The 13008-nt window shown below is 77.7% G+C and carries 14 protein-coding genes; 6 read left to right on the top strand and 8 right to left on the bottom strand.

All coding sequences use genetic code 11. The features are described 5' to 3' along the window. From ACI8AF_RS15510 to egtA, 5 genes are all read right to left on the bottom strand, one after another. Positions 1–810, bottom strand: a complete 810-nt coding sequence (locus ACI8AF_RS15510; RefSeq protein ID WP_456540624.1) for a DUF4397 domain-containing protein — start codon at positions 808–810, stop codon at positions 1–3. A 93-nt stretch (positions 811–903) separates the two neighbouring features. Further along, on the bottom strand, positions 904–1866 hold the full coding sequence (gene egtD / locus ACI8AF_RS15505) for an L-histidine N(alpha)-methyltransferase (protein ID WP_456540623.1): 963 nt from the start codon (positions 1864–1866) through the stop codon (positions 904–906). Beyond that, entirely contained in the window at positions 1857–2552 is a 696-nt protein-coding gene (gene egtC, locus ACI8AF_RS15500) for an ergothioneine biosynthesis protein EgtC (protein ID WP_456540622.1), read from the bottom strand. Before egtC ends, egtD begins: the two co-directional genes overlap by 10 nt. 2 nt (positions 2553–2554) lie before the next feature. Next, positions 2555–3829 (bottom strand): ergothioneine biosynthesis protein EgtB, encoded by a 1275-nt coding sequence (gene egtB / locus ACI8AF_RS15495; RefSeq protein ID WP_456540621.1) that lies wholly within the window; start codon positions 3827–3829, stop codon positions 2555–2557. Next, positions 3826–5058, bottom strand: coding sequence for an ergothioneine biosynthesis glutamate--cysteine ligase EgtA (egtA, locus tag ACI8AF_RS15490; RefSeq protein ID WP_456540620.1), 1233 nt, complete (start codon positions 5056–5058; stop codon positions 3826–3828). Before egtA ends, egtB begins: the two co-directional genes overlap by 4 nt. A 201-nt stretch (positions 5059–5259) precedes the next feature. Between egtA and ACI8AF_RS15485 the strand changes: the two genes are divergently transcribed. Then, complete coding sequence (locus tag ACI8AF_RS15485) at positions 5260–5712, top strand: DUF309 domain-containing protein (RefSeq protein ID WP_456540619.1); 453 nt, start codon at positions 5260–5262, stop codon at positions 5710–5712. Here ACI8AF_RS15485 and ACI8AF_RS15480 read toward each other — a convergent pair. Continuing rightward, complete coding sequence (locus ACI8AF_RS15480; RefSeq protein ID WP_456540618.1) at positions 5699–6187, bottom strand: MarR family winged helix-turn-helix transcriptional regulator; 489 nt, start codon at positions 6185–6187, stop codon at positions 5699–5701. The genes ACI8AF_RS15485 and ACI8AF_RS15480 overlap by 14 nt on opposite strands. Before the next feature lie 109 nt (positions 6188–6296). On the opposite strand from ACI8AF_RS15480, the gene ACI8AF_RS15475 reads away from it, so the two are divergent. Beyond that, positions 6297–6974, top strand: coding sequence for a GTP cyclohydrolase II (locus ACI8AF_RS15475; RefSeq protein ID WP_456540617.1), 678 nt, complete (start codon positions 6297–6299; stop codon positions 6972–6974). A 4-nt stretch (positions 6975–6978) separates the two neighbouring features. On the opposite strand, the gene ACI8AF_RS15470 is transcribed toward ACI8AF_RS15475, so the two are convergent. Further along, the gene (locus ACI8AF_RS15470; RefSeq protein ID WP_456540616.1) at positions 6979–7272 is read right to left on the bottom strand and encodes a hypothetical protein; all 294 of its coding nucleotides are present in this window, start codon (positions 7270–7272) and stop codon (positions 6979–6981) included. Positions 7273–7326: 54 nt separating this feature from the next. Between ACI8AF_RS15470 and ACI8AF_RS15465 the strand changes: the two genes are divergently transcribed. Genes ACI8AF_RS15465 through ACI8AF_RS15450 form a run of 4 tightly spaced genes read left to right on the top strand, consistent with a single transcriptional unit; the run spans position 7327 to position 9854 of the window. After that, positions 7327–8124 carry an alpha/beta fold hydrolase gene (locus ACI8AF_RS15465; protein WP_456540615.1) on the top strand — a complete coding sequence of 266 codons (798 nt, stop codon included), beginning with the start codon at positions 7327–7329 and terminating at the stop codon, positions 8122–8124. A 9-nt stretch (positions 8125–8133) separates the two neighbouring features. After that, a complete protein-coding gene (locus ACI8AF_RS15460) occupies positions 8134–8562 on the top strand; it encodes a helix-turn-helix transcriptional regulator (RefSeq protein WP_456540614.1) in 429 nt (142 codons plus the stop codon). Positions 8563–8585: 23 nt separating this feature from the next. Continuing rightward, positions 8586–8993 (top strand): VOC family protein, encoded by a 408-nt coding sequence (locus ACI8AF_RS15455; RefSeq protein WP_456540613.1) that lies wholly within the window; start codon positions 8586–8588, stop codon positions 8991–8993. 57 nt (positions 8994–9050) lie between these two features. Next, positions 9051–9854 carry a class I SAM-dependent methyltransferase gene (locus ACI8AF_RS15450; RefSeq protein ID WP_456540612.1) on the top strand — a complete coding sequence of 268 codons (804 nt, stop codon included), beginning with the start codon at positions 9051–9053 and terminating at the stop codon, positions 9852–9854. Here ACI8AF_RS15450 and ACI8AF_RS15445 read toward each other — a convergent pair. Next, the gene (locus ACI8AF_RS15445; RefSeq protein ID WP_456540611.1) at positions 9835–13008 is read right to left on the bottom strand and encodes a BTAD domain-containing putative transcriptional regulator; all 3174 of its coding nucleotides are present in this window, start codon (positions 13006–13008) and stop codon (positions 9835–9837) included. The genes ACI8AF_RS15450 and ACI8AF_RS15445 overlap by 20 nt on opposite strands.

The following is a 13008-nucleotide window of genomic DNA, read 5'->3' as shown; positions in this document are numbered from 1 at the left end:
TCAGGCGCGGCCGGCGAGGAGCCGGCGGCCGGTGAGGGCGGCGGCGACCAGACCGGCCAGCGCGACCCCGGTCAGGGGCAGCGGCAGGTCGTCGTCGACCAGGCCGGCGCTGCCGCCCGGGACGCCGGACGGCGCGGAGTGCCCGCCGGTCAGCGTCTGGACGGCCAGCTCGTAACCGGCCTCCTGCGAGCCCCACGCGTAGACGACGGTGGTGGCGCCCTCGGCCAGCGAGAGGTCGGCCGGGCCGATCGCCACCGTGTCGGTGCCGGCCAGGACGACGTCGGCGCTCACGGTGCCGGCCGGCACGGTCAGCGACTGCTCGTCCGGGTTGGTCAGCCCCTGGATCACCGAGGTCCCGCCGGCCCGCACGTCGACGGCCGGCGCGGCCGCGGTGTGCCGCACGACCACCCGCGCCTGCCCGGCCGGGACGGCGGAGGTGTCGTTGACGAACGGCGTGAGCCGCGGGGTGCCGTCCTCGCCGAGGTGGGCCACCACCGTGGCGTTGGCGCCGGCCGGGACCTGGACGCCGTCGGCGCTGATCGCCGGCTGCGTGGTCGCCGGGTCGGAGCCCGCCGGGTAGATGTCCAGGTCGTACGTGCCGGCCGGGAGCTCGAGCGGGTCGGTGAGCGTGCCGGGCTGGAAGTCGGGGATGAGCTCCTGGCCGTTGGCGTAGACGTCCACCGGGGTGTCGGGGACGGCGTGGAGCACGGAGACGGTGGCGGTGTCAGCCGCTGCCGCCGGAGGGGCGCCGAGCACGAGCAGCGCGCCGGCGGCACCGGCGGCGAGCGCGACCGTGCGGGTCCGGGTCACGGGGGTTCCTTCCGGGTCGGAGGGGGGTCTGTCACCCGCTCCTTCCGGCGGCCCCCCGCACCTGGATGCGGTCGAGCGCGGAACTTCCCGGGGTCAGGACGGGACGGACAGGCTGAGGCCGAAGTCCCCGACCGGGTCGGTCCACCAGTGCGTCATGGTCAGCCCGGCCGCGGCCAGCTCGCGCTCGACGCCCTCCCGGCGGAACTTCGCCGAGATCTCGGTGCGCAACTCCTCCCCGGCGGCGAACGGCACCTCCAGGTCCAGCTCGGCCACGGTGACCACCTGGTCGCGGGTCGAGCGCAGCCGCATCTCGATCCACTCCCGTTCGGCGTCCCAGAGCGCCACGTGGGTGAAGGCGTCGGGGTCGAAGTCGGCCTTGAGCTCGCGGTCGAGGACGGCGAGCACGTTGCGGTTGAACTCCGCCGTCACGCCGGCCGCGTCGTCGTAGGCGCGGACCAGCCGGCCGGCGTCCTTGACCAGGTCGGTGCCGAGCAGGAAGGCGTCGCCGGGGTGCAGCGTGCTCGCGAGCTCGGCGAGGAAGGCGCGGCGCTCGGCCGGCTCGAGGTTGCCGATGGTGGAGCCGAGGAAGGCCACCAGCCGGCGGCCGGAGCGCGGCAGCTCGCCCAGGTGCCGGGTGAAGTCGCCGACGACGCCCTCGAGCTCCAGGCCGGGGTACTCCTGCGCCAGCGCCGCGCCGGCCGCCTGCAGCACCGACGGGTCGACGTCGAAGGGCACGAACCGGCGCAGCGTCCCCGCCTCGCGCAGCGCGGTGAGCAGCAGCCGGGTCTTCTCCGACGTGCCACTGCCCAGCTCGACCAGCACGTCGGCGCCGGACGCCGCGGCGATCTCACCGGCCCGCGCCTCGAGGATCGCCCGCTCGGCGCGGGTGGGGTAGTACTCGGGCAGCCGCGTGATCGCGTCGAACAGCTCGCTGCCCCGCTCGTCGTAGAACCAGCGCGGGGGCAGGGTCTTCGGCGTCGCGGTCAGCCCGGCGAGGGCGTCGGCGCGCAGCGCGGCGGCCGCGTCGTCGGGGTCGAGGTGGTAGGTCAGCTGCACGCGATCTCCTCCGTCGAGACGCCGTCGGGGGTCACCACGACCAGGTGCCGGTCGGGGACGTCGGTCCAGCCGGGGTCGTCGTCCCAGGGTTCGCTGGCCAGCGCGACGCCGTCGTCGGTGGTCAGGACCGACAGGGTGTCGCCCCAGGTCGTGGCGAGCAGCCGGCCGCCGTCGGTGGCCAGCAGGTTGAGCCGGGCGGCCGGGTCGGCGGCGGCGACCTCGGCGACCGTCGCGGCCAGCCGGTCGACGCCGCGCTCGAACACCAGCGCGGCCAGCAGCGCGCTGTCGACCGTCGACTCGGCCGCGCGCGCCGGCGGCAGCGCCGCCCGGTCGACCCGCCCGTTGTGCGAGAGCAGCCAGCGGCCGTCGGTGAACGGCGCGGCCGCCGACTCCTCGATCGGCATGCCGACCGTCGCCGAGCGGACCGCCGCCAGCACGCAGCCGCTAGCGACCGCGGGGGCCACCGAGGCGAACGAGGCGTCGCCCCACAACGGCCGGGCCGAGCGCCAGCGGGCGGGCTCGGTGCGGCCGGGCACGTAGAACCCGATCCCCCAGCCGTCGGCGTTGACCGTGCCGTAGCGCTGCCGCCGCGGCGCGTAGGACTGCACGAGCAGCGACGACGGCGGCTCGAGGACCAGCGCCGCCAGGGTGCGCGGCCGGCCGAGCCAGGCGAGGTGCCGGCACATGCTCAGACGTCCCAGGCCAGGCGGATGCCGCTGAAGACCTGCCGGCGCACCGGGTGGTCCCAGTTGCGGAAGCTGGGCCGCAGGATCGACGGCGCCACCGCCCAGGAGCCGCCGCGCAGCACGCGGTAGTCGCCGTCGAAGAACGGCTCGGAGTACTGCGCGTAGAGCATCGGGCGGAAGCCGGGCCACGGCCGGAACGGCGAGGACGTCCACTCCCAGACGTCGCCGAGCAGCTGCTCCGCGCCGCACGGGGAGGCGCTCGCCGGATAGGCGCCCACCGGCGCCGGGCGCAGGGCGGTGCCGCCGAGGTTGGCCAGCGCCGCCGTCGGCTCGGTGGACCCCCACGGGAACCGGCGCCGGCGGCCGGTCGCCGGGTCCCAGACCGCCGCCTTCTCCCACTCGACCTCGGTGGGCAGCCGGGCGCCCGCCCAGGCCGCGTACGCCTCGGCCTCGAAGAAGGTCACGTGCTGCACCGGCTCGTCGGGCGGGACGTCCTCGACGACGCCGAAGCGGGTGCGGCTGCCGTCGGCGCGCCAGAACTGCGGCCGTTCCAGGCCGGCCTCGACCCGGTGCGCCCAGCCGCGCGCGGACCACCAGCGGGGCTCGGCGTACCCGCCGTCGGCGACGAACCGCGCGTACTCGGCGTTGGTCACCGGCACCCGGCCGATGCGGAACGCCGGGACGTCGACCACGTGCGCCGGCCGCTCGTTGTCGAGCGAGAACGGTTCGTCGGCGGCGTCGACGCCGAGCACGAACTCGCCGCCGGGGACCAGCACCGACGTGCCGGCCACGCCGGGCCGCCCGGCCGGCAGGGGGGCGCCGCGGCCGAGCAGCGGCGGGCCCGACCGCAGCTGCAGCGCCTGCAGCATCGTCTCGTCGTGCTGCTGTTCGTGGCTGACCACCATCGCGAAGTCGAACGGGTCGTCGTCCGCGCCCAGGGAGTCCAGCCGGTCCAGGACCCGGCCGCGCACCTCGGCGCAGAACGACCGCGCCTCGACCGGCGGGAGCAGGGGCAGCTTGTCGCGCACGGCGCGCGGGTGGGTGAACGCGTCGTAGAGCGCCTCCACCGACGGCGGCAGCAGCCCCTCGCGGCGGCCGTCGCCGCGGCGCAGCAGCCAGAGGTCCTCCTGCTGGCCGATGTGCGCCAGGTCCCAGACCAACGGGCTCATCAGCGGGTCGTGCTGGCGCAGCAGCTCGGGCTCGTCGTGGTCGGTGAGCAGCAGGGTGCGGTCGCGGGCGGTGGTCAGCTCTCGCGCCAGGTCGTCGGCGAGGGTCACGAGGCCTCCAGGGTCTCGGTGGCGGACAGCAGCGCGGCGACGGGGCCGCCCCGGGCGGCAGCGGCGAGGACGGCGTCGCCGGGGCTGCGCCCCCGCTCCGCGAGCGCCGCCAGCGCCTCGACCTCCGGCCGGAGGACGGCGGGGACGCGGTCGACCGCCGCGGCCAGGCAGCCGGCCGCGGCCAGCCGCAGGGCGGGGTCGGCCAGGCCGTCGCGGGCGGCGCGGTCCCACGCACCGGCGACCGGGGCGCTCGCGGCCCGCGCGAGACCGGCGGCGACCGGGTCGTCGAGCAGCGTCGCGGTGACCGCGGCGAGCGCCGGCCACCACGGCTCGGGGGCGGCGTCGAGGTAGCGGATCTCCAGGAAGCCGCGCGGGCGCACCGGCGGGAACAGCGTGGTCAGGTGGTAGTCGAGGTCCGCCGTCGTCGGCCGGCGGCCGAGGTCGTCCTCGCCGGTGAGCCAGTCGGCGAAGGCCGTGCGGGTGCGCACCGGGACGGCGCCGCCGTCGTCGTCGCGGACGAGCATCACCGGCGCGGACAGCGCGTACGCGGCCCACTCGCCGGCCGGGTCGGCGCCGCCGAGCAGCGGCCCGCAGCGGGCCTGGTCGATCTCGCCCCAGACCTTCTGCCGGCTGGAGCGCCACCCCGTGCGCCGGCCGGACAGCAGGGGCGAGCAGGCCGAGACGGCGATGAGCACCGGCCCGAGCTGGTGGGCCAGCGCCACCCGCTCGCTCCAGCCGGCCGCCGGCCCGGCCTCCAGGTTCACCTGCAGCGACGCCGTCGACGTCATCATCGCCAGCCCGGGAGCGGTGCAGCCGACGGCGGCCCAGTGCGCCTCCATGGCCGCGTAGCGGGCACCCGGGTGCACGCGGCCGGACGGGCGCAGCGGATCGGTGCCCACCGACGCGACGCCCAGCCCCCCGCGGGCCAGCGTCGCGAGCAGGACCCGCCGGTCGGCGCGCAGCGCCGCCACCGCGGCGGCCACGTCGGGCAGCGGCGGGCCGGACAGCTCCACCTGCCCGCCGGGCTCCAGGGTCAGCCGGCTGCCCCCGGGCAGCGGCCCCAGCCCGTCGACGGCGGCGCGGATCCGCGGCCAGGTCACCCGCCGCCCGGGACCGGCCAGGTCGACCAGGTGGCCCTCCAGCTCGAGGCCGACCCGGCCGACCGGCCCCGGCCGCAGCGCGGCACGGGTGACGTGCTCGACGGCCTCGTCGAGGTCGGAGCGGAACACAGCTGGGCACGTGCGCGGAACGGGGGCCACGGGGCCCCACCCCCTCCAGGTCCGGACCGGTCAGCGTTCGACCGCGGGTCGGTGCGGGGGCGGCCCTGCGAGCGTGGCCGTCCTCGTCGTCCATCCTCCACCGCTGCGCCAGTGGAGCAAGACCCTCTGACACGTTCGGTGGCTGAACGGTGTTCGGGAGAGGATCGGTCCGTGGATGCCGGCACCGATCGCGACCGCGACGACGCCGGCCGGGCCCGCAACGCCCGGCCGCGGGACGCGCTGGGTCGGCCGCTGCCCTACGGCGCGGTGGGCGAGGAGCGCGCGCCGGAGGGCGTCGTCCGCACGCCCGAGGCGGCCCTCGCCGAGGCGCAGGCGCTGCTCGACGCCGGCCGCCCGTTCCACGCCCACGAGGTGCTCGAGGACGCCTGGAAGAGCGCGCCCGACGCCGAGCGGCGGCTCTGGCGCGGCCTGGCCCAGCTCGCCGTCGGGCTCACCCACGCCGCCCGAGGCAACGCCACCGGTGCGGCCACGCTGATCGAGCGCGGCGCGGGCAACCTCGCCCCCTACGCGGCCGACCCGCCGCACGGCGTCGCCGTGGCCGCGCTCGTGCGCTGGGCCGGCGGAGGCGCGGCCGGCCCGCCACCGCGGCTCAGCGCTCGCTGACGCCGCGGGCGGTCACCTTCCCGTCGGGGTCCAGCCGGCCGAGGATCGCCTCGGCGATCCCGGAGAGCTGGGTGATCTGCTCGGGGGTCAGCGCGTCGATGACCGTGCGCCGCACGTGCTCGACGTGCTGCGGGGCCGCCTCCCGCAGCGTGCGCCAGCCGGTCTCGGTGAGGCGGGCGTTGGTCGCCCGGCGGTCCCAGGCGCAGGGGTTGCGCGCCACCAGGCCGCGGTCCTCCAGCCGGCTCACCACGTGCGAGAGCCGGGGCAGCGTCGCGTTGGTGCGTGCCGCGAGCTCGGTCATGCGCAGGGTGTGCTCCGGCGACTCGGACAGCATCGCCAGCACGAAGTACTCGAAGTTGGACAGCTGGGCGTCGCGGCGCAGCTGGCCGTCGAGCGCGCCGGGCAGCAGCTCGACCACGGCGATCAGGCGGACCCACGCCGCCCGCTCCTCGTCGCTCAGCCACCGCACGTCCACGGGGAGGAGTCTCCCAGAGAAATGCTTGCAGCGACAACAACCGCGGGCTACGGTCTGGGAGGACACAGTTGAAGCAACAACTTTCTCTGCCCGACCGGAGACCCGCCCCATGAGCCTCGCCGACCTCCCCGTCGCCGTCCTGCCCGTGAGCCCGCCCGTCGCGGTGCGCACGCAGGTGACCGTGCCGCTGCGGTTCCCCGACGGCTACGCCACCTCCGCCGACGTCTTCACCTTCACCGGCCTGGCCGACGGCGAGGAGCACCTGCTGCTCGGCCTGGGCGACTGGCGGGCGGCGCTCACGCGGTCGGCGGCCGGCGGCGAGGCGCCGCTGGTGCGGCCGCACAGCGAGTGCCTCACCGGCGACGTCTTCGGCTCCGAGCGCTGCGACTGCGGGCCGCAGCTGCGCGAGGCGGCCGAGCGGATCACCGACGCGGGGGGCTTCCTGCTCTACCTGCGGCAGGAGGGCCGGGGCATCGGCCTGTACGCCAAGCTCGACGCCTACGCCCTGCAGGACGCCGGCCTCGACACCTACGAGGCCAACCGCGCCCTCGGCCACGGCGAGGACGAGCGCGACTACACCGCCGCCGCCCAGATGCTGGCCGCCGTCGGTGCCGACCGGGTCCGCCTGCTGTCGAACAACCCCGACAAGGCCGCCCAGCTCGACCTCCTCGGCGTCACCGTCGCCGAGCGCGTGCCGACCGGCGTGCACGTCTCCGCCGCGAACGCGCGCTACCTGGCGACCAAGCGCGACCACACCGCGCACACGCTCGAGCTGCCCGCGGCCTGACGGGTCACGGGCGCGGGTTGGTCCGCGTCCAGCCCTTCTCGTCCCGCCGTCCACCCAGGGCGGCCCGGCAGCGCCGGCACACCGCCTGCACCTCGTCGGCGTGCCGGCCCGACTCCGGCTGGGCGTCGGCCCAGCTCACGTGCGGGAACCGGGTGAGCCGCGACCGGCTCAGGGACAGCCCGCAGGCCGTCTCGTTGCGCCCCGGTTCCCACGCGTGCACCTCGCCGGCCGGCCGCCGGATCCCGTCCGGATCGGTCCACCGGTCCGTCGCCGCGACCGCCGCGTTGCGAGCACCCATGCGCCGTCCCTACCCGGTGCGATGAGTTCCCGCGCCCGACGGCGTCGGCCCTGCATGACCCACGACACGGTGCGATCGGCCGACGGGACGGTCATCGCGTACGAGACGACCGGACGGGGACCCGCGCTGATCGCGGTCGGCGGCGCGACGTGCGACCGCGCCGTGCTGCGGCCCACCGCCCGGGCCCTCGGCGCGCACTTCACGACGTTCGTCCACGACCGCCGCGGCCGGGGCGACAGCGGCGACACCCTCCCGTACGCGGTCGAGCGCGAGATCGAGGACCTGGCCGCGCTGGTCGACCGGGCCGGGGCCCCGGCGCACCTGTACGGGCACTCGTCGGGGGCGGCGCTGGTGCTGCGGGCCGTCGCCGCGGGGCTGCCCGTCGACCGGTTCGTCCTCCACGACCCGCCCTACTCACCGGACGACCCCGCGGCCCGGGAGGAGGCCCGCGCGTTCGCCACGACGCTGGGCGAGCTGCTGCGGGCGGACCGGCGGGCGGAGGCCCTCGAGACGTGGTTCCTCGGCACCGGCATGCCCGCGGACGCGCTCGCCGAGCTCCGCGGCTCCCCGGCGTGGGCGCGCCTGCTGGCCGTGGCGCCGACCCTGGCCTACGACTCCGCCGTCATGGGTGACGTCGAGCGCGGCGGTGCGGTACCCGAGGACCTGGCGGTCCGGGCAGCCCGGCCGGGCCTCGTCCTGGTCGGCGGGGCCGACCTGCCGTTCCTGGTCGAGGTGGGACGGCGGCTGGCGGAGCTCCTGCCCGACGGGCGGTTCCGGCGCCTCGAGGGGGAGGGGCACGTCGTGCCGCCCGAGGTGCTCGCGCCGGCCGTGACCGCGTTCCTCACCGCCTAGCATCTGCCGGTGCCCGGTGGACCCGCCCCGCAGCAGCTGGCCGACCTGGTGCGGCTGCGGCGCGTGCGCGACCGGATCGACCGGGAGTACGCCGAGCCGCTGGACGTCGAGGCGCTCGCCCGCGGGGTGCACATGTCGGCGGGCCATCTGAGCCGGGAATTCCGGCGGGCGTACGGCGAGTCGCCGTACGCCTACCTGATGACCCGCCGCATCGAGCGCGCGATGACGCTGCTGAGGCGGGGCGGCCTCACCATCACCGAGATCTGCTTCGCGGTCGGCTACGGGTCGCTCGGCACCTTCAGCACCCGCTTCAGCGAGCTGGTCGGCATGCCCCCCAGCACCTACCGGGAGCGCGCCGCGCGCGACGGCGCGGGCATCCCGCCGTGCCTGGCCAAGCAGGTCACCCGACCGGTCAGGGATCGAGAAGCCCGCAGCTGAGCGCCGCACCTAGCGTGGCCGGCATGAGCGTGATCATCCACTACACCTTCCTGCCGCACACCGACCCGGAGGCGTCGCTGGTCTTCTACCGCGACGTCCTCGGCTTCGAGGTGCGCAAGGACGTCGGGTACGGCGACATGCGCTGGATCACCGTCGGCCCGCCCGACCAGCCGGACACGTCGATCGTGCTGCACCCGCCCGCGGCCGACCCCACGATCACCGACGACGAGCGGCGGACCGTCCTCGAGCTGATCGCCAAGGGCAACTACGCGGCGGTCACCCTCGCCAGCGACGACCTCGACGCCACCTTCGCGCGGTTCGAGGCCGGCGGCGCCGAGATGCTGCAGGAGCCGATGGACCAGGACTACGGCGTCCGCGACTGCGCCTTCCGCGACCCCGCCGGCAACCTGATCCGGATCAACCAGCTCTGATCCGTCCGCGGCTGCAGGAGGTGGTCAGCCCGGTGCGAGCCGGAGCACACTGCGGGCATGACGTCCCCGGCCACCGCCCCCGGTGCCGAGCGGGTCCGCGAGCTGTGGTCGGTCGGCGACTACCAGCGCGTGGGGGTCCGCCTGGTGCCCGCCAGCGAGCAGCTCGTCGCCGACCTGCAGGTCCGGCCCGGCGAGCGATTGCTGGACATCGGCGGCGGCACCGGCAACACCGCCCTGGCCGCGGCCCGCCGCGACGCCGACGTGCTCTGCACCGACGTCGTCCCCGAGCTGCTGGAGCACGCCCGCCGCCGGGCCGAGGTGGAGGGGCTGCGCTTCGACACGGAGGTCGCCGACGCCCAGGCGCTGCCCTACGACGACGGCTCCTTCGACGTCGTCACCTCCACGCTCGGCCTCGTCTTCGCCGCCGACGCCGAGCGGGCGGCCGCCGAGCTGGTCCGCGTGCTGCGGCCCGGCGGCCGGTTCGGGCTGACCTCGTGGGTGCCGGAGGCGCCGGGGGGCAAGCTCCTGGAGCTGATCCGCCGGCACGACCCCCGCGACCACCCGGGGGACCTGCTCCGCTGGGGCACCCGCGCCGGGGTGGACCAGCTGCTGGGTCGCCGTGGGGTGTCGCTGCGCTACACCGAGCGGACGGTGGACTTCACCGCGCCGTCGGTCGAGGAGCAGTGGCACCGCTACGTCGAGTGGTACGCCCCGGTGCGGGTCGCCTGGGAGCGGCTCGACGAGGCCGGCCGGCAGGCCTTCCACGACGAGTTCGTGGACATGTGGGGCAGCTACAGCCGGGGTTCGCCCGGCGTCCTGGTGCCCAACACGTACCTGCAGGTCATCGGCGTCCGGAGCTGAGGGCCAGCAGCGCCCGCGCCCGGGCGGCGTAGGGCCGGAACCCGAAGAGCTCGCAGATCTCCAGCGCGCGCTCCAGCTCGGCGGCGGCGCCCGGCTCGCCACGCAGCGCCCGCAGCCCGCCGCGGTAGAGCGCCGTCGGGCCCAGCACTGGCCAGCCGGCCCACAGGACGACGACGGTGTCGCCGTAGCTCTCCAGCTCGGGCAGCACGGTGGCCGCCCGCTCGGCCTCGCCCAGCTCGAGGTACACGTCGGCGAGCACCACCGCGCGGTAGGTGGCGCGCACGCCCTCGCCGGGGTGGGCGAGCAGCCGGTCGACGGCGGCCAGCGCCGCGTCGCGCCGTCCGGCCTGCGCGTGCGCCTGGGCGAGGACGCCGAGCCAGTCGGGGTCCACCGTCGCGGCCAGGTCGACGGCCGCGGGGACGACGTCGGGCAGCCGGTGCTCGTGCCAGGCGGCGATGCCCTCGACGGTCTGCCGCGACATGCGGGTCACGTCCGCCGCGGCCGGCGAGGTGGCCGGCGCGTCGGCGACGGCGCCGTCGGCCACCCGCCGGGCCTCGTCGGTCTCGCCGCGCGCCAGCGCCAGGCCCGAGCGCCACCAGGCGTCGAGCAGCAGCAGGTCGCCGTCGCCGCGGCGGGTGGCCACCTCGGTGAACCGCCGCGACACCGCCGCCGCCTCCTCGGCCTGCACCGTCTCGACCAGCGCGCAGCGCAGCAGGTGCAGCCCGGTCGCCTCGGCCACCGGGTCGCCGGCGGCGTCGCGCACCAGCGACCGCGCCAGCTCGACCCGCTCGGGGGCGTGCCGGGGCGACCAGTCGGCGACGAACCGGGCGACCGCGGCCCGCGACCGGGCGGGGGACGACGACGCCACGGCCAGCGCGCGCGCCGCGAGCTCCCGCCCGCCGGAGCGGCCCACCGACGCCCGCTGCACGGCGAGCGCGGCCAGCACCGCCGAGCCGAGCTCCGCGGGCAGGTCGTCGGCACGCGCGGCGGCGTCCTCCAGCAGGCCGACGTCCGTGGCGGCCAGCGAGCCGAACGTGGCCCAGTAGCCGCCCAGCCCGCCGCCGGCGGAGGCGATCGCGGCCCGGGCCAGGCGGGCGGCGTCACCGGCGCGGCGGGCGGCGTCGGCGGCGGCGCGCAGGGCCGCGCCGCTCGCCTCGATGAGACCGAGCCGGCGCAGCGCCGACCCGCGGACGAGCTCCAGGTCGGCGGTCAGCTCCGTCCCGGCCTGCGGCGCGTGCCGCAGGCCCCGCTCGGCCAGCCGCGCGGCGTCGTCGGCGCCGGCCCGGTCCAGCGCCTCGCGCGCGGCGCGCAGGCAGGCCTGCGCGGCGGCGGGGTCGGCGGCACCGGCGGCCGCCTCGCTGCGGTGGACGGCGATCGCCGACGCCGAGGTGGCCGCGGCGGGGCCGGCCTCGAGCGCGTCGGCGAGCCGCCCGTGCAGCCCGGCGCGGCGGGCCGGCGGCAGGTCGGCCATCAGCGCCTCGCGCACCAGGTCGTGCGCGATCCGCACACGCCCCGGTGCCGGCTCGACCAGCAGGCCCGCGCGCAGCGCCGCCGGGACGCCGTCGACGGCGGCGACCGCCCCGAGCAGGGCCAGCGAGAGCTCCCGGCCGGCCACCGCCGCGACCTCCAACACCGCCCGCGCCGCGGGGTCGAGCCCGTCCAGGCGCAGCCGCAGCACGTCGCGGACGCCGGCGGGCACGGCCGTGGCCGGGTCGTCGGGGAGCGCGGCCAGCTCGCCGACGAAGAACGGGTTGCCCGCGGAGCGCTCGGCGACCGCGCGGACGCGGGCCGCGTCGGCGCCGACGCCCAGCCGGGCCACCAGCTCGGCGACCTCGGCGTCGTCCAGGCCGGCGAGGCGCAGCCGCCGCGCACCGGGCAGCCGGGCGGCCAGGCCGAGCACGCGGGTCAGCTCCGGCCGGCCGGTGGCCTCCTCGCGGCAGGTCATCGCCAGCAGCACGGGTGCGTCGTGCAGCTGGGAGAGCACCACCTCCAGCACCGACAGCGAGTCGCGGTCGGCCCACTGGAGGTCGTCGAGGACGACGAGCAGCGGCCCCGGACCGGCCAGCGCGCGCAGCCGGCGGGCGGTGTCGAGGCCGAGCGCGAAGCGGGCGCCGGCGTCGCTGCCGAGGGCGCCCTCGGGCAGCCCGCCGAGCACCTGCTGCCACATCCAGTACGGCGGGGCGCCGCCGATCTCGGCGCAGCGGCCCCAGCGGGCGGCGGCGCGGGCGCGGGCGGCGAAGGCCTCGACCAGCCGCGTCTTGCCGATCCCCGGCTCGCCGGTGACGACGACGGCGGTGCCGCCGCCCCGCCCGGCCACGGCCCAGGCGTCGGCGAGGGCGGCGAGCTCGCGGGGCCGGCCGACGAAGCCGTCGGCCGTGCGGGCCGCCGCCGGCCGCGGCGGGGCCAGCGCCGGGTCCTGACGGAGCAGCCCCGTCTCCAGCGCCCGCAGCTCGGGCGAGGGGTCCAGACCGAGCTCGTCGGCGATCCGCTCGCGCACCCGGCGCAGCACGTCCAGCGCCTCGCCGGGGCGGCCGGCGCGGTGCAGCGCGCGGGCCAGCAGCGCCGCGGTGGACTCGCGCAGCGGCTCGGCGGCGGCCAGCTCGGCCAGCTCGGGCACCGACTCGGCCCCGCCGCCCAGGGCCAGCCGCGCGGCGGCCAGCCGCTCCACGGCGGCGAGCCGCAGCTCGGCCAGCCGGACGGTGACCGGGGCCAGCTCGGGCACGTCGGCGACATCGGCGTAGGGCCGGTCCTGCCACAGCGCGAGCGCCCCGGGCAGCAGCCGGACGGCGGTGGCGTCGTCGGCCGCCGTCCCCTCGCGGACCAGGTCGGCGAAGGCGTGGGCGTCGACGGCCGCGCGGTCGAGGACGAGGGCGTAGCCGTCGCCGCGGGTGACCAGCACCTGCGCGTCCCGGGCACCGCGGCCGGGGTCGAGCACTCGCCGCAGCCGGGAGACGTAGCCCTGCAGCGTGGTCGCGGCGGTGGCCGGCGGGCTGCCCCGCCACAGCCGGTCGGCCAGCGCGTCGGCCGGCACCTGCCGGCCCTCGGCCGCCGCCAGCAGCGCGAGGACCTCGGCGGGCTTGCGCCCGCCGAGGTCCTCGTCGGCTCCGCCGCGGGTGACCCGTGTCGGTCCGAGCACGGCCACCCGCAGCTCCAC

This window comes from Blastococcus sp. SYSU D00669 (genome assembly GCF_054050715.1).
The sequence above is the reverse complement of the archived record's forward strand: the minus strand, read 5'-3'. Positions and strand labels throughout refer to the sequence as shown.